This is a genomic window from Providencia sp. 2024EL-00732 (assembly GCF_044006275.1).
GTDB classification, from domain to species: domain Bacteria; phylum Pseudomonadota; class Gammaproteobacteria; order Enterobacterales; family Enterobacteriaceae; genus Providencia; species Providencia huashanensis.
Window position 1 is genome coordinate 313,119 of sequence record NZ_JBIPDG010000001.1, and the last position, 15,327, is coordinate 328,445.

The window sequence follows — 15,327 nt, forward strand, 5'->3', positions numbered from 1 at the left end:
TTTTCCGGATTTTTTACATAAATTGCGATCGTTTTCCAACTAAGAAAAGTCTTGTAGATGAAAATATCATTAGGTGATGGACTAATGATAAATATTTTATTAAGTAGACTGAGAAAATATAATGAAAAAAGCCGTATTACTTACATTATTTGTCATGTTGATACCCTTATCGTCACAAGCGGGTTCTAGTTATTATAGTTGTGAGAAAAAACTGATAAAATTAGAGAAAGAGTTTCGTAGTGCTGTATCTCATGGTAATAAACATAAAATTTATAAAATAAAGAAAAAAATCCATAAGCTGGGTGATAAATGTTATGACAGTTATTCAGGAGCAACAAGGGGATATGATTATTATCCTAGAGGAAAAGCCAGTGAGCTTGAGAGAGAACTGGATTCACTGAGGCGTGTTCTTGAAGCTTTGAACGACTTAAAATAGACATATTATTGGCAAAATGAGAAATAAACTGGTCTGTTCACTATGTTTATGCTCACTCTGTCTTAAGTAAATGGATAATATCAGGTATATTAGAACCTGATTGTTAGCTACCAAGAAAAAATTATTATGATTATCAAACCTAAAATTCGTGGTTTTATCTGTACTACAGCTCATCCAGCAGGCTGTGAAGCCAATGTACGTGAGCAAATAGCCTACGTGAAATCACGCGGCGAGCTGAAAAATGGCCCTAAAAAAGTTCTAGTTATTGGGGCATCCACCGGTTATGGTCTAGCATCTCGTATCAATGCTGCATTTGGCAGCGGTGCGGCTACTATCGGCGTTTTTTTTGAAAAACCAGGCAGTGAAAGTAAGACAGGCTCTGCAGGTTGGTATAACTCAGCCGGTTTTGATAAAGCAGCAAAAGAAGAGGGGCTATATGCAAAAAGCATCAATGGTGATGCCTTCTCGAATGAATGCCGTCAAACCGTCATTGATTTAATCAAACAAGATTTAGGCCAAATTGACCTTGTTGTTTATTCACTTGCATCACCCGTTCGTAAAATGCCAGAGACAGGTGAAGTGGTACGTTCTGCGTTAAAACCTATCGGTGAACCGTATAAATCAGTTGCGTTGGATACCAACAAAGATGTGCTGATTGAAGCCGTTGTTGAACCTGCAAATGAACAAGAAATTGCTGATACCGTTAAGGTGATGGGCGGGCAAGACTGGGAACTGTGGATGAACGCATTAGATGAAGCCGGTGTTCTGGCAGACAATGCACAGTCTGTGGCTTATTCTTATATCGGTACAGATTTGACTTGGCCAATATACTGGCATGGGACGTTAGGTAAAGCTAAAGAAGATTTAGACCGCGCTGCGTATGCAATCAACCAAAAATTGCAAGCGAAGGGTGGGGCTGCGTACGTCGCAGTATTAAAATCTGTCGTTACTCAAGCGTCTTCAGCTATTCCTGTGATGCCTCTTTATATCTCAATTGTATTTAAGATCATGAAAGAGCAGGGGATACATGAAGGCTGCATCGAACAAATCCAACGTTTATTCGCAACTAAATTGTTTACAGGCACGTCACCTGAAACAGATGAAAAGCACCGTTTGCGCTTAGATGATTGGGAGCTGCGTGATGATGTACAAAGTACATGTCGCGAAATTTGGCAGCAGCTTAATGATAATAACATCAATGAATTAACAGATTACCAAGGGTATAAAGCTGAATTTTTACGCTTATTTGGTTTCGGCTTAGATGGTGTTGATTATGATGCTGATTTAAGCGGTGAAGTTAACTTTGAAGTAAAAGAACTCATTTAATTGCTTTAATATCATAAAAGCTGTGATTAAAACCCGCATTTATCAATGCGGGTTTTATATTATCTATTAATCTATTTTACTTTTCACATATTGGATGAATTGTTGGCTGGCTTGTTCTGATGCGAAACTACGAGCGGGGATAATAATTGCGTAGATTCTATCCAAGTACAGATATAATAAATCACCATCGGTTCTAATAAATTGTACAGCGCTCCATTTTATTAAAGAAGTTCCATGGATACTTTTCTCATGTATACCTTCTTCATCAATACAATATTCTCGTTCAGTAAATAAAAAACCATTATCATCAGGAATTGCTTTATTTAGGACCTGAACAAGACGTAATGCAAAAGTGATAAACAGCAGTACTGCTAGTAAAAATGAAGTGAATATAATTGGTAAGGTCGCATTAAAATACCGAAAAGTGAAAACACAGGCAACGACAAAAATCATGACTAAAACTAAAAAAGGTAAATTATTGGTCTTATCTTTAGTGAAATAATGGTTTTTATGGCTGTAACGACTGAATTTCATATAATCTGCACGATTAAGTATTACAGAAATTGGATCTATCATAATCAGGTTTTTAGGTTGTTTTATAGAGTGGTTATAGTGAGGATAGTAACGATAATTGTGGGTGGTGTAAATCTGATCGCTTATATAAAATAAACAATCAGATTAGTTTCTTCAAAAAATAAGCTAAGTGATTATTGTTCTATAAAAACTTCGCCATTTCGAATGACGGCTCTGCCAGTGACTGTACCGTTTTCATCAAATTCTGTTACCGTACCTACGAGTACACCATTATTAAATGTACCTGTAATATTAGGTTTATTGCTTGCGGTATCATGGAAAATTGTAAATGGACCTGATAATTTACCTTTGTTTACCGTCATCTCAAGATCAATACGCCCATTCTTATGATAATTACGTACAGTTCCGTTGACTAAACAATCTTTAAGTTGAATGTCAGATTCTGGATTCCCATTTTCATAATAGGTTTTGATGTATTTGTCGAAACATCCTTTTTTTATCCATGTTTTGAATTCTGGTTTACCATTATCATATTCCATTCCAAATGGCCCATCCGAAATACCTTTTGGTGCTTTTGTGGACGGAAATTCAATATTTTTAAGTTCATCTAAGGATGAAAATTTGGATTCTGATTTTGAGGAAGTAGCGAGTTGGCACCCTGAGATAAATAAAACTAGAGAACATAATACAACTGATTTAAAACGATTTAGCATTAACATATAAACCCTATTATTTGCTGTGAAAAAATAATTGATTCAAATAACTATATGACTATAGCCTTTTTATAACGGCGTGTTGTGAGAATTATCTTAATTTATTCATTTTTAGTTATAAGCCCAGCATTTGTTTTTATCGTTTATTTGAACATTTTTAAATAACTGATTTTAGTCAGGACGATTATAAGGTAATTTAATGAAGTTAAGTGATTTTGTAAAAAAGGGAGTCATGGATGTTAGTTGTTGAAATGTTAAGTACCGGCGATGAAGTTTTACATGGGCAAATAATCGATACAAATGCGGCTTGGTTGGCGGATTATTTCTTTCAGCAAGGGCTTCCTTTATCTAGCAGAACGACAGTTGGGGATGATTTAGAGAGTTTAATCTCTACTTTTCTTGAACGCAGCTTACATGCAGACATTCTGATTGTTAATGGAGGGCTCGGCCCAACAAGCGATGATTTAAGTGCATTAGCAGCGGCTAAAGCTGTGGGAGTTCCTCTGGTAGAACACTCACAGTGGGTTACGGTTATGGAAAACTATTTTATTGCGAGAGGGCGAGTCATGCCTGAAACGAATCGCAAGCAGGCATTATTACCTGAAAATGCAGAATTAATTGATAACCCCGTTGGAACTGCTTGTGGTTTTTCATTAAAACTAAATGATTGTGTGCTTTTTTTCACGCCTGGGGTTCCTTCAGAATTTAAGGTCATGATTACTGAACAAATCTTACCTCAAATACGTGAGAAATTTACATTACCGGAACCGCCAGTTTGTTTGCGTTTAACTAGTTTTGGGCGTAGCGAAAGTAGTTTGGCAAAACAGTTTGATAGTATCTCTTTACCGGATGATTGTGTGCTTGGATATCGTTCTTCAATGCCAATTATTGAATTAAAACTGACAGGGCCTGCATCACGACGCCAACAAATGGAGAAATGCTGGCATACGATTAAACAAGGTGTTGGCGATAATATGATTTTTGAGGGGACGGAAGGTTTTGCTCAGAAAATTGCTAAACAATTACAAGATAGGGGGCTCCAAATAGCGCTGAGTGAACAATTTAGCGCAGGTTTATTAAATTGGACATTAAATGCGGCTAATATCTTAGTGCATCATGGTCAAGTTATTGTTCCGCAGTCGGAACAAAGCTTAATAAGCCTATTGCAACAAGCCAAAGATAATGCAGCTCAACAATCCGTACAGATTGGGCTCGCAATTGGTGATTATCATGACCAATACTTAAATGTAGCGCTATCAACACCAACAGGAAGCTATGCACAGCGGATACACTACTTACCTAATAATCATAGCCAAAAAGAAAAACAAGAAGTGAGCGTCATGTTAATGTTAGATATGCTGTCGCGCTGGTTAAATGCTCGAGAAGTTATTGGTTATTATGAGTGGTTAGTTCAAGTTGAGACTTTGGTTCTGGATAATGAGCTAAATGATGACGTTAAATCTTAATGGTTATATTCCAATGCTAGAAGAGGTTCCAATCCAATCGGAATTTCAGGAAATAATTACTGAAACAGTGGAGCAACTCGCTTGGCTATTCAAAACGAAATTACATAGTGTTTATGTATATGGAAGCGTTGCGAGGGGAAGCGCAACGCCTCAGCAATCGGATCTCGACCTTTGTGTCATTTTATTGCAACCAGCGACTGTACAAGAGAATGCTGGGCTAACTGAAATGCAACTACAATTAGTCACTCAGTACAGCAACGTTAGTAAAATAGATTTTGATATAGGTTTATACTCTGAAGTTATTGATAAAGATAATTTATATAGCTGGGGGTATTGGATAAAGCACCAATGCCGTTGTATTTGCGGGGCGGATTTGTCTACCCAATTTAATCCTTTTATGCCTTCACGGCAGATTGCTGAAGCGGTGAATGGTGATTTTGTTGAGGTGCTAAATGGCTATATACAGAAAATAAAAATTTGCAATAATTTCGATGAATTAAAGTTATTACAAAGAGCGGCTGCAAGGAAATTAATACGTTCAACAGATGTATTAAGGTTAGATACTGATCGGGATTGGCCAAGTAGTTTAAAGGATTATATGCAAAAATTTACGGGTAGATACCCTGAGCAAAAAAGTCGATTAGATTATTTTTTTACTCAGAGTTTACATCCTTCAGCTGATGCTAACCAATTTATAGATAATTTAATAGCCTTTATTAATTGGTTAGATCATGAAAGAAATATAGCGGGTTAAGCTTATTATTTTTCTGATTGTATTGATTCAATTATGTAATTGAAGCTTGAAATGCCTTTTCTACAGGCTTTCTCTTTTAAAACTGATGGTATTTTATCGATTGCACCTTTTAGGCTTGTTAGCTGGCTTGCATAAGTTTCAGCGCCAATTATGTCAGGGTTGTTGTTTAAATATTCTACTGTACTGTCAACTTTTTGGTAGAAATACCCACATGGGTTGTCAGTGATTTCTATGGTGCTCAGTTCTTTTAGTGAATCAGGTAAGAGTTGTTGTGAGTTTTGCTTAACCAGCTCAATATATTCCCCTGATTTTATCTGTTCAACCATGGTATTAATTTTACTTTTTATGTTGAAAAACATCATAATAGTAGTAATTAAAGCAATAGCTAAAATAACATTTATAGTAATACTGACCCCGAGTAGATACTTTTTCATTAAATCCCTTAAGTAAAAAGATAAAGTTTTATTTGTATTGATTATAAGTTAACTAGGTTTATTTTAAATATATTTAGGATAAATGATTAAACGTAAGCTAACTTGGCTGGAGCCGCATTTTATTATTTTTGATAAGGGTTTTATCGTACTGTGAGAACAGAAACTTTAGAGTTTTGAATAACCATTGAGGCGGTCGACCCCAAGAAATAAGTGGACATACTTGGTCGACGTGAGCCGATAACAATTAAATCTGCATTAATTTCTTCTGCAACTCGTAAGATTTCATCCCTTGGGGTACCCATCAGAACTTGTGCACTATATTTATCAGCGGGAATTTTAAATTCTTTAATAATCTCTGCTAGTTTTTTGGTTACGCTCTCTTGTTCGCTATCGGCTTTTTCTGCAAAACCAAAACCCATTGTTGTATAAAAGGGAATGGTAGGGATAACCGCTAAAAAATGAACTTGCGATTTTTCATACTCAGATAGGTGCTGAATATGAGGCATGACTAAATGAGCTAAGCTTTTTTCTGTAATATCAATGGGGACTAAGATTTTAGTGTACATTTTTTCTCCAGCTATCATCTTGTGAACATGCAACCATTAAGCTTTATTTTTACAAAAATAGGGCGGTAAACCGATAAAATAGACATAGCTAATTATAGAATAAAATATGCCTCTAAAACTAAGGTTAGCATGTTAATTAGGCAAATACTTTGATGAAGTATTCAATCTCAATAACTTACTCAATACGCAATCAAAAATTTTAATGCGGTTTGTGCTATTGACCGTTATCGCTCTTTTATCGGTTAATTCAATGTTATATGATCCGTATATGGTTTGTATCTATTTTGTATTGTGAGGGTATTTTGGGGATTGTTAAAATTTCAGATGAATTACATGATTATTTACGTCATGCAAGCCAAGTAATGTCTCGTTCAATTAACTCACAGGCAGAGTTTTGGATCAAAGTTGGTATGCAAGCTGAATTAAATCCGCATAAAACATTTACTATGCTAATCAGCGAAATGCTAGAAAAAGAGTCTATTGAATCAAAAGGAAAAGTTCATGAATAACATTAAAATTAAAACAGCAGATGAAATTGAACTCATGCGTGAGTCAGGAAGGCTCTTAGCTAGCGTATTTAAGATGCTCGATTCTATTATGGTTCCGGGTATTTCGACGATGGAAATTAACGACAAAGTTGAGAGTTACATTGTTAATGAATTGCAGGCACGTCCTGCAAGTAAAGGGCAATATGGTTACCAGTATGTTTTGAATACTTCATTGAATGAAGTTGTTTGCCACGGCGTTCCTAAAACAGATGAAATAGTAAAAGCAAAAGATATTATTAATGTTGATATCACATTAGAAAAAAATGGCTTTATTGCTGATTCTAGCAAAATGTATGTTATGCCAGAAGCCTCCCCTTTAGCACGTAAGCTAGTTAAAGATACTTATGCTGCGATGTGGGAAGGAATTAAACAAGTTAAACCAGGTGCCACATTGGGTGATATTGGTTCAGCAATCCAACATTATGCGGAGTCTCATGGGTATAGTGTCGTTAGGGAATATTGCGGACATGGGATTGGGCGTGAAATGCATGAAGATCCACAAGTGCTGCATTATGGTGTACGCGGTAAAGGAATTGAATTAAAAGAAGGCATGACATTTACGATAGAACCGATGATTAACCAAGGTGGAATGAAAATTAAAACCAAAAAAGATGGTTGGACGGTAGTGACTCGAGACAAAAAATTATCAGCGCAATCAGAGCATACAGTATTAGTGACTAAAGACGGTTATGAAGTGCTGACATTACGAGATGAAGAAAAATAGCCCCTTATAAATTATTAGATAAAACTAAAATACCAGTTTGTGATCAGTAATCGATGGCAAACTGGCTGATTGTTATTAATTATTGCCTTAGTGCGATTGCTATGCGATTAAATGCACTCATTAACCCAATGGCTATAGTAAGGTCTGAAATTTGTACATCGGTAAAATGGGTTTTTAGTGTTTCAAATAGCTCATCCGATGTACCACTTGTGGCGATATTCACAACCGCTTCAGTCCAAGCTAATGCGGCTCGTTCTTTCGGGTCGAAATGATGGCTAACTTGCCAACCTGCTAGCGTGTCAATTTTTTTATTGCTAACCCCCGAAGAGCGTAAGGAATTGGCATGCATATCTAGGCAAAAAGCGCAGCCATTGATTTGAGAAACCCTTAAGTAAACAAGTTCAACAAGTTCTTTGCCTAATCCACTTTTATTGAGTGCATTTTTACAATCAATAAGCCCTTTATAGGCATCAGGGGATAATGTCGGATAAGCCAGTCTTAGTGCACTCATGGATAATTCCTCGTAAGTTCCGTTATTAGATAAATACAATATTAAAAATATTTTTATGAATCTTTTATTAGTCGGGCTTTTAGTCATATTTTTATACTAATTTTAAGTGAGTATATACTTATTCGCCGACGAAGAGGAGTGATGGTTGTATAGGCTGCTTAACAGATTAATTACTGGGGACCAGTAATAGTTTAGCGCTACAAGAGTGACTAAATTGCTGTTGAACATCGGGAGGAAGGTGATTGTCTGTAATAATATGAGTCAGTTCATCCATTTGGGCAACGCGAAATAATGACCATTTCCCGTACTTGCTGCTATCCGCTAACATAACAGATTGTGTTGCATTTTTAATAAGATCACGTTTTAGACCTACTTTTTCTTCAGTTGGTGTCGTGATCCCTTTACTCAAGCTCCAAGAGTTGCAACTAATAAATGCAATGTCAGGGTAGATACTACGAAGAAGGCTTCGTCCATGCTCACCGATGCAGGATTGGCTGCTATCATCAATACGCCCACCAATAATGGTTACTTCTATCTGTTTAAACTCGCAAAGGAAAAGGGCAATGTGAAGGTCGGCGGTCACAACGCGCAGCGGCATATGCGTTAGCTCGCGAGCTAGCTCAAGCATAGTAGTCCCAGCATCAAGAAGGACAGTGTTTCCCGGTTCAATTAAACGGGCTGCTGCTTTTGCAATAGCCCGCTTTTCTCTTAGGTTACGTTGGTTTTTTTCGACAGTCGTGGGTTGCACTGGAATAAAACGATTTAGCGTTACCCCACCATGAGTGCGAGATATAACCCCAGTTTCATCTAGTTTAATTAAATCACGCCGGATAGTGGCCGCAGAAACAGATAATGCTTGTACAAGCTCATCAACAGTCACAAGGTTATGCTGTTTAAGGTACTCAAGTATTAAATCCAATCTATCCATTGTGCTCATTGATTACACTACATTCATTGCAAGTTTAAGGGAAATAGCCATGCTTTCAGGGTTTGCTTTGCCTGTCCAAGCAATATCAAATGCGGTTCCATGATCCGCAGATGTGCGTAAGAATGGAAGGCCAGCAGTGATATTAACACCATCATAAAAACCTAATAATTTTAATGGGATATGGCCTTGGTCATGGTACATTGCAACAACCATATCGTACTGCCCTTGATAAGCTTGTAAAAATACAGTGTCTGGGGGACAAGGACCATACGCATCGATGCCTTCAGACCTTACCTGTTCTATAGCAGGTTGTAAATATACGATTTCTTCGTCACCAAATAAACCGTTTTCTCCAGCATGGGGATTAACCCCTGCAATAGCAATACGTGGTTTTTCAATGCCAACTCGTTTTAAAAAATCCGATGCAATGCGAGTCACAGTAACAACACGTTCGCTGTTTAATGTGTCTAAAAATTTTCGTAATGCGATATGGGTTGTGACATGAATGACTTTTAATTTTTCAGTGTAAAGCACCATGGCATAATCTTTAGTATTCGTTAGCTGGGCAAGGAGTTCGGTATGCCCAGGATAATTATGCCCTGCAAGGTGCAAAGCTTCTTTATTTAATGGCGCAGTAGCAATTGCTTTAACGTCACCAGCCAGCGCAAGCTCAGTTGCTCGTTTGATACAGCGAAATGCTAAGTCACCGGCTTGTGCTTGAACTTTGCCCGCGACAAGTTCATCAGGGGCAGCTAAAGGTTCATCAATGATATTGATAGTATCGGCCGAAAACTGGGCTTCATTGATATTGTTTATGATATTAAGTTTTACTTGAGGAACCAAACCCGATGTAATTAAACGTTGCATTGTTGCTGCACAACCAATAACAACAGCGGGAGCTCCTGCTAATTCACCTTCGGCAAGGGATTTAACGATAATCTCAGGGCCAATTCCCGCAGGGTCACCCATAGTAATAGCAACGACATTATTTTTCACAATAAATTTCCTCAATATATTTGATGGCTTCGCATAAAGTGGTTATTTGGCCAAACCCTCCCGCTTTTGTTATGACGGGCAAGTCATCGATTTCACTATCAATAAAGGTGCCACAAGGTATACATGGCATAACCTCAGATTGGATTCGATAACCTTTTGCTCCCAAAGTATTGGCAACCGCAATAGCGATATCACCACCAGTTAAAAAAAGTCCCCCGATGCTGGCAACAGACAGCGTGTTTAATGTCAGCAAACTAATAAAGTCGCTGATTGTTTTTCCCAATTCATTACGCGTCATGCCATAGGTTATGCATAGCTCATCAATATGATGCCTATCTTGCACATCTCGACTACTACGTATGATGGTGTGTTTTTGTTGGTTTAATGTATGACTAACTTCTTTAATGAGTGCAGCCATGTAGTCATTTTGTGTATTGGATGCAAGGATCTGTGTTACATCAATATCAATGACGCTGGCATTACAGTGTGTTTGTGCATAATTTACTTGCTCAATGGTCGCGCTACTCATGGAGCCTGCAACGATAAATAGCGGTAATCCTCGCCTTTTACTCATAAAATTATCTTCAGGTAAGGCATTTGCAAACCCAGCGGCTCCGACTAATAGGCAAGGTTCAACTAATGAGGAAACGGCCTCAGCGATTAAGGTTAAATCACGCTCATTTTCGGCATCGGTAACAATAATAGTTGCTTGTGTAGGCGCTTGTGTTTGTAGCCATGTTGCGAACTGCCCTGAACGTATTTGTTCTAAAGAGATCTCGATCACGGGAAGAGCAGTTTGCTGATGAATTATCGTTTGTATACGTGATGAAACTACGGGTGTTTTTGGGTCAGATGCGAACTCAGTTTCTATCAGTGGTTTTCCATTAACTAAGCACTCACCGTTTAAGGTTACTCGTCCAGCAGCAGGAATAGCTGCGGCAACAATAGCGAGTTTAAGATTGGCTTCAGACATAACCGTTTCAATTTCTATGCCGATATTACCGCGGAATGTTGAATCAATTTTCTTATAAATTAAAGGCTTTTCAGTTTGTGATAAAAAGGGTTTTAAGCTACCTCGGAGATTATCCGAGGCAGTTTCTGCATTTAGTGCACGGCTTTCGGTGTTGAGCACCACGACATCAGCAAACCACGAATGTTTTTGTGTGCTATCGAGTAATATCTCAGTTCGAGCCTGTTTTTTTGCAAACTGGACGCCAGTATCATTGGCGCCTGTAAAATCGTCCGCAATAACGAGTAGTTTCATGACTAATTCCTCACTCTTCGGCAGCTTGAGGCTGTTTAGCTTGTTGACGTTTAGCGACCCAAGACGTCAGAACTGGGGTTAAAATGGCCGTTGTGATCACCGAGGCTGCAATCAATGGGGCTGCAGATAGCGCAATTGCTTCAAGGGATGGGTCTGCTTGGGCGATTGCCAGTGGCGTTGCAACGGCATTGCCAGCGGTACTTGATGCGGCTGCGCCAGCAATACCTGAGCCGCCAACTAAACGGTCAGCTCTGATATTGAACCAACCTCCAACAAATGTGGTGAGGGCACCTAATAAAATTCCCGCTAAGCCCCCTTGTAATAGCATTTCTAAGTTGATCCCTGCACCTAATGCGAAAGCAAAGAAAGGGATTAATATTGGCCCGCCTTTTGTCAGGAAGTCACGCATATGCGGATCTAAGTTACCTAAAATCATACCAACAATCAGTGGGACGAGAACTGCAACTAAGGCCATTAAAGGAATATTTGCCATCCCTGCGGCACCTAATGCGATCATGGTAAAGAAAGGGCCATCATTGAGAGATAAAATTGAGATAGCACCGACATCCCGTTTGTTACCAAATTCCCCCACTAACGCAGCGTATAAGCCACCATTTGAATTACTCATAGCAGCAATAATTGCAACGCCAGTTAAACCAAAGATGCCGTCCATACCAAACAGGTAATCGACACCGAGCCCGAGAGCGATAGCGACAATTAATTTTGTTAATGTGATTGTACCGCCTTGTAATAGGGCTTGAGGGGCTGCTTTGAAGCTAATGCCTGCCCCCATGCACAGTAAAAACGCCCCTATCAGTGCGGGAGCGCCATTTTTAAATAGTGAAGTGGTAAAGCCTCCTATTTCGAGAGACTGGGGTGCAAAGGTATTGATCAGAGCACCGATGACTAATGGCACAACCATCATGCCGCCAGGTATACGTTCTATCGATTTTTTTATTTGCATGGTTTTCTCCGCCATGATTTATTTTAGTCATAATGATTATATTCAATCAAAATAAAACAGCCGTGACCTAGATCTCATTAATGATTTTTAGTGGAGAAGTATCATTTTCACTCATAAATAGCCTTTTTATCGTTAAATATAGTGAGATAACTTCAGAAATAGGGCGTATGGAGTGCACCGATACTTTGATTGAAATCGATCATTTTGACTATTTAATGACTGCAATCATGCCCATAAGCTTATTGATGGCATATTAGCTAACATTTCTTGGTTCAAATTTAGCGGGATAAAAGTCGTATTTTAAAGGAGGAGTTGAATAGGTGAGATAATAAGCGTTGCTAAATTTAACTGTTCACTGACTATAATAATTAGCATTACCACTTCTATTTTATGGCTAATTTCCAGATGAATAAATGCAGCAGAAGAAAGGACCACAAGAAAGGATCAGAAGTATCAAACATTATATAAGTCATACTTGCTTTAGTTAAGTAGATAGCGGTCTTTAAACTTATTTTTATTCAAACAGTATTTAATCTAATACAGAATTATTTTTATCAACATTGAAAAAAATAAATTTTTTAAATAAAAAGGATAATTTTTAAAATATAATGTTAGGTTTATTGTAAGGTCTATTCTATTTAAAGCCTTATATATCAGTGTGTTAAATTAAATTGTTGCCTTATGCATTTTTTGCATGGTATTTCGCCCATTTGCATTTCTCTTTAAGTTAAAAAAATGTAACTATCGATTTCAGGCTCAAGAGTCGCATCCAATAAAAGGTTATAGGTGATAACTATGACTTTAAATAAATAAAATAGGGGTACGAATGAACAGACACAAACTCATGAAACAAATTATGATAGCTATTATTCTAGGTATTATATTAGGATGGGGGTTTCATAATTATGCCGCATCAGTAGAAGAAGCAAAAAATATCGCATCTTATATGAATATTATTACTGATGTTTTTTTACGTTTAATAAAAATGATTATTGCACCACTTGTATTTGCAACAATCGTGTCAGGGATTGTATCAATGGGAGGCTCTTCTTCTGTTGGTAGTATTACAATTAAAGCGATGGTATGGTTTATTTCAGCAGCTGTAATTTCATTATTAATTGGAATGGTTTTTGTCAATGTATTCCAATTAGGTGTAGGTTTAAACTTAACAGTTCCAGCGGCTGCGGTAGATAGTGGTTTAAATACATCAGGGTTTACTCTGAAAGCTTTCATCACACATATTTTCCCTAAAAGCTTTGCGGAAGCAATGGCGAACAATGAAATTTTACAGATATTAGTTTTCTCAATCTTTTTTGGCTCTGGTCTTGCATTTATTTGTAAAGACAAAAAAAGCCCCATAGTGACTTTAATTGAAGACTTATCTCGCATCATGTTCCGTATTACCGATTATGTGATGAGCTTTGCACCGATTGCGGTATTTGCTGCAATTGCTTCAGCCGTGACGGTTGAAGGTTTAGGTTTACTTTATGACTATGGGAAATTAATTGGGCTTTTCTATATTGCTTTAGCGGTATTGTGGGCAGTACTTTTCTTTGCTGGCTATGTTTTCTTAGGAAAATCTGTCTTTAGTTTGGGGAAATTAATTCGTGAGCCTGTCGCTCTCGCTTTCGCAACTGCAAGTAGTGAATCAGCTTATCCAAAAACAATGGAAGCTTTAAATCAGTATGGTGTCCCTAAAAAAGTGACAAGTTTTGTATTGCCTCTTGGTTATTCCTTCAACCTTGATGGTTCAATGATGTACCAGTCTTTTGCCGTATTGTTTATTGCGAATGCCTATGGGATTGACTTGAGTATCACAGAGCAAATACTTATTTTGTTAACCTTAATGGTAACAAGTAAAGGTATGGCTGGTGTAGCAAGGGCATCTATTGTGGTTGTTGCCGCGACATTACCTATGTTTAGTTTACCTGAAGCTGGGATTTTACTATTACTTGCCATCGATCAATTTCTTGATATGGGAAGAACGGCAACAAATGTTGTTGGTAACAGTATCTCTACCGCGGTTATATCACGTTTAGAAGAGAGAAAAGGGCGTGTAAATGAGGAGTCTGAAATAGTGATGAGCGAAAAAACACCCACAACTTTATAGTGATGGTCACTATTATCTAGTTAACGCCCTTCTTATCAGAAGGGCTATTTCTTTAAGCATTGGTAGTTATTGCGCGGTTTGGTTTCTCATAAACTGCCAAAAGCGTTCTGATGAGATATTTAACCTAGCTTCGGTTCGATAGATATAAACCCCCATAGTGACTGATAATTTTGGGTCTAAAATAGCTAATTCATTTTTTTTAAGTTCATTTTTAATTGAGTAATCAGGTAACCAACCAACGCCGCTACCTGTTAGTATCATGCGTTTTAATACATCGCTCATAGATGAAACAAAAGAAAGTTCAAAGGGAAGGTTATCTGATTTATTGATTAATTGGTTGACTTGCCTCCCCATATAGCTTTCATCTGTATACTTCATTAAAGGCAATGTTGAGCTATCAATATTGAAAATAGGGCGTTTTTTTTCGTCGCAGGGAGAGACAAGATGTAGCCGGCTTTCTAGTATTTTCGTGTGTAAGAATGGTGATGACATTAACTCTTCGTTATAAAATGATAATATAAAATCACTTTGCCCTTCTTTGAGTTTATGTACTGCTTCATCAACATTTATTGACTCTACAAAAAAAATCTTATCTACATTTTTTGAAAATTGTGAAATAAAGTCAGGAAGTAAAAATACTGAAAGTGAATGCGCAGCCGAAATATTAATTTTTTGCTTGTCATTATCTATACCTTTAATTCGGTTTATTTGAAAATAAATGTCATCAAGTAAATTTCTGGCATAAACAATAAAGCTTTTTCCTTGTGTGGTAAGTTGTAATGGGTTGGTATTTCTATCAAATATTTCAAAGCCAACCGATGATTCAATTGATTGAATTCTTCGGCTGAAAGAAGACTGTGATATATTTCTTTTTTCTGCAGCTAACGTAAAACTTCTACATTCTTCTAGTACAACAATATCGTGCAACCATTTAATTTCAAGATTACTGATCATTGTGTCCTCTAATGGTTTTTAGTTATTAATCTACTATGCAAATTTAGCATGACTTATAGAAACTCTGCAATTACCTAATGCTAACAATATGTCATGATA

The 15,327-nt window shown here is 37.4% G+C and carries 17 protein-coding genes; 7 read left to right on the forward strand and 10 right to left on the reverse strand.

Annotated elements, in window-relative coordinates; genetic code table 11:
- Positions 1-121: 121 nt before the first annotated feature.
- Both ACHB7C_RS01380 and fabV read left to right on the forward strand, forming a co-directional pair.
- Positions 122-436 (forward strand): DUF1090 family protein, encoded by a 315-nt coding sequence (locus tag ACHB7C_RS01380; RefSeq protein ID WP_048606937.1) that lies wholly within the window; start codon positions 122-124, stop codon positions 434-436.
- A gap of 126 nt (positions 437-562) precedes the next feature.
- Positions 563-1,762: an enoyl-ACP reductase FabV gene (fabV, locus tag ACHB7C_RS01385; RefSeq protein ID WP_042844155.1), complete on the forward strand. Its 1,200-nt coding sequence runs from the start codon at positions 563-565 to the stop codon at positions 1,760-1,762.
- 66 nt (positions 1,763-1,828) lie between these two features.
- On the opposite strand, the gene ACHB7C_RS01390 is transcribed toward fabV, so the two are convergent.
- Both ACHB7C_RS01390 and ACHB7C_RS01395 read right to left on the reverse strand, forming a co-directional pair.
- Positions 1,829-2,296 carry a YcxB family protein gene (locus tag ACHB7C_RS01390; protein ID WP_164975490.1) on the reverse strand — a complete coding sequence of 156 codons (468 nt, stop codon included), beginning with the start codon at positions 2,294-2,296 and terminating at the stop codon, positions 1,829-1,831.
- Between the two features lie 173 nt (positions 2,297-2,469).
- Positions 2,470-3,015, reverse strand: coding sequence for a toxin-antitoxin system YwqK family antitoxin (locus tag ACHB7C_RS01395; protein WP_166685374.1), 546 nt, complete (start codon positions 3,013-3,015; stop codon positions 2,470-2,472).
- A gap of 230 nt (positions 3,016-3,245) precedes the next feature.
- Between ACHB7C_RS01395 and ACHB7C_RS01400 the strand changes: the two genes are divergently transcribed.
- Entirely contained in the window at positions 3,246-4,475 is a 1,230-nt protein-coding gene (locus ACHB7C_RS01400) for a nicotinamide mononucleotide deamidase-related protein YfaY (protein ID WP_166685375.1), read from the forward strand.
- The gene (locus ACHB7C_RS01405) at positions 4,456-5,229 is read left to right on the forward strand and encodes a nucleotidyltransferase domain-containing protein (RefSeq protein WP_198861309.1); all 774 of its coding nucleotides are present in this window, start codon (positions 4,456-4,458) and stop codon (positions 5,227-5,229) included. Before ACHB7C_RS01400 ends, ACHB7C_RS01405 begins: the two co-directional genes overlap by 20 nt.
- Positions 5,230-5,234: 5 nt before the next feature.
- On the opposite strand, the gene ACHB7C_RS01410 is transcribed toward ACHB7C_RS01405, so the two are convergent.
- Both ACHB7C_RS01410 and ACHB7C_RS01415 read right to left on the reverse strand, forming a co-directional pair.
- Positions 5,235-5,663: a hypothetical protein gene (locus ACHB7C_RS01410; protein WP_395346197.1), complete on the reverse strand. Its 429-nt coding sequence runs from the start codon at positions 5,661-5,663 to the stop codon at positions 5,235-5,237.
- A gap of 140 nt (positions 5,664-5,803) precedes the next feature.
- The gene (locus ACHB7C_RS01415) at positions 5,804-6,229 is read right to left on the reverse strand and encodes a universal stress protein (protein ID WP_042844149.1); all 426 of its coding nucleotides are present in this window, start codon (positions 6,227-6,229) and stop codon (positions 5,804-5,806) included.
- 302 nt (positions 6,230-6,531) lie between these two features.
- On the opposite strand from ACHB7C_RS01415, the gene ACHB7C_RS01420 reads away from it, so the two are divergent.
- Positions 6,532-6,738, forward strand: coding sequence for a ParD-like family protein (locus tag ACHB7C_RS01420; protein ID WP_048606948.1), 207 nt, complete (start codon positions 6,532-6,534; stop codon positions 6,736-6,738).
- Positions 6,731-7,501 carry a type I methionyl aminopeptidase gene (gene map / locus ACHB7C_RS01425; RefSeq protein ID WP_042844148.1) on the forward strand — a complete coding sequence of 257 codons (771 nt, stop codon included), beginning with the start codon at positions 6,731-6,733 and terminating at the stop codon, positions 7,499-7,501. Before ACHB7C_RS01420 ends, map begins: the two co-directional genes overlap by 8 nt.
- 79 nt (positions 7,502-7,580) lie before the next feature.
- Here map and ACHB7C_RS01430 read toward each other — a convergent pair whose 3' ends face one another.
- From ACHB7C_RS01430 to ACHB7C_RS01450, 5 genes are all read right to left on the reverse strand, one after another.
- Positions 7,581-8,012: a carboxymuconolactone decarboxylase family protein gene (locus ACHB7C_RS01430; protein ID WP_048606953.1), complete on the reverse strand. Its 432-nt coding sequence runs from the start codon at positions 8,010-8,012 to the stop codon at positions 7,581-7,583.
- Between the two features lie 166 nt (positions 8,013-8,178).
- Positions 8,179-8,949 carry a DeoR/GlpR family DNA-binding transcription regulator gene (locus ACHB7C_RS01435; RefSeq protein ID WP_395346200.1) on the reverse strand — a complete coding sequence of 257 codons (771 nt, stop codon included), beginning with the start codon at positions 8,947-8,949 and terminating at the stop codon, positions 8,179-8,181.
- A 3-nt stretch (positions 8,950-8,952) separates the two neighbouring features.
- Positions 8,953-9,909, reverse strand: a complete 957-nt coding sequence (locus tag ACHB7C_RS01440; RefSeq protein WP_042844362.1) for a D-threonate 4-phosphate dehydrogenase — start codon at positions 9,907-9,909, stop codon at positions 8,953-8,955.
- Positions 9,910-9,925: 16 nt separating this feature from the next.
- Positions 9,926-11,200 carry a four-carbon acid sugar kinase family protein gene (locus ACHB7C_RS01445; protein ID WP_042844144.1) on the reverse strand — a complete coding sequence of 425 codons (1,275 nt, stop codon included), beginning with the start codon at positions 11,198-11,200 and terminating at the stop codon, positions 9,926-9,928.
- A gap of 10 nt (positions 11,201-11,210) precedes the next feature.
- Positions 11,211-12,164, reverse strand: a complete 954-nt coding sequence (locus ACHB7C_RS01450) for a 2-keto-3-deoxygluconate permease 1 (RefSeq protein ID WP_042844142.1) — start codon at positions 12,162-12,164, stop codon at positions 11,211-11,213.
- Positions 12,165-12,990: 826 nt separating this feature from the next.
- Here ACHB7C_RS01450 and ACHB7C_RS01455 point away from each other — a divergent pair.
- Positions 12,991-14,274 carry a dicarboxylate/amino acid:cation symporter gene (locus tag ACHB7C_RS01455; protein ID WP_042844141.1) on the forward strand — a complete coding sequence of 428 codons (1,284 nt, stop codon included), beginning with the start codon at positions 12,991-12,993 and terminating at the stop codon, positions 14,272-14,274.
- 66 nt (positions 14,275-14,340) lie between these two features.
- Here ACHB7C_RS01455 and ACHB7C_RS01460 read toward each other — a convergent pair whose 3' ends face one another.
- On the reverse strand, positions 14,341-15,228 hold the full coding sequence (locus ACHB7C_RS01460) for a LysR substrate-binding domain-containing protein (protein ID WP_349483585.1): 888 nt from the start codon (positions 15,226-15,228) through the stop codon (positions 14,341-14,343).
- Positions 15,229-15,327 lie beyond the last annotated feature (99 nt).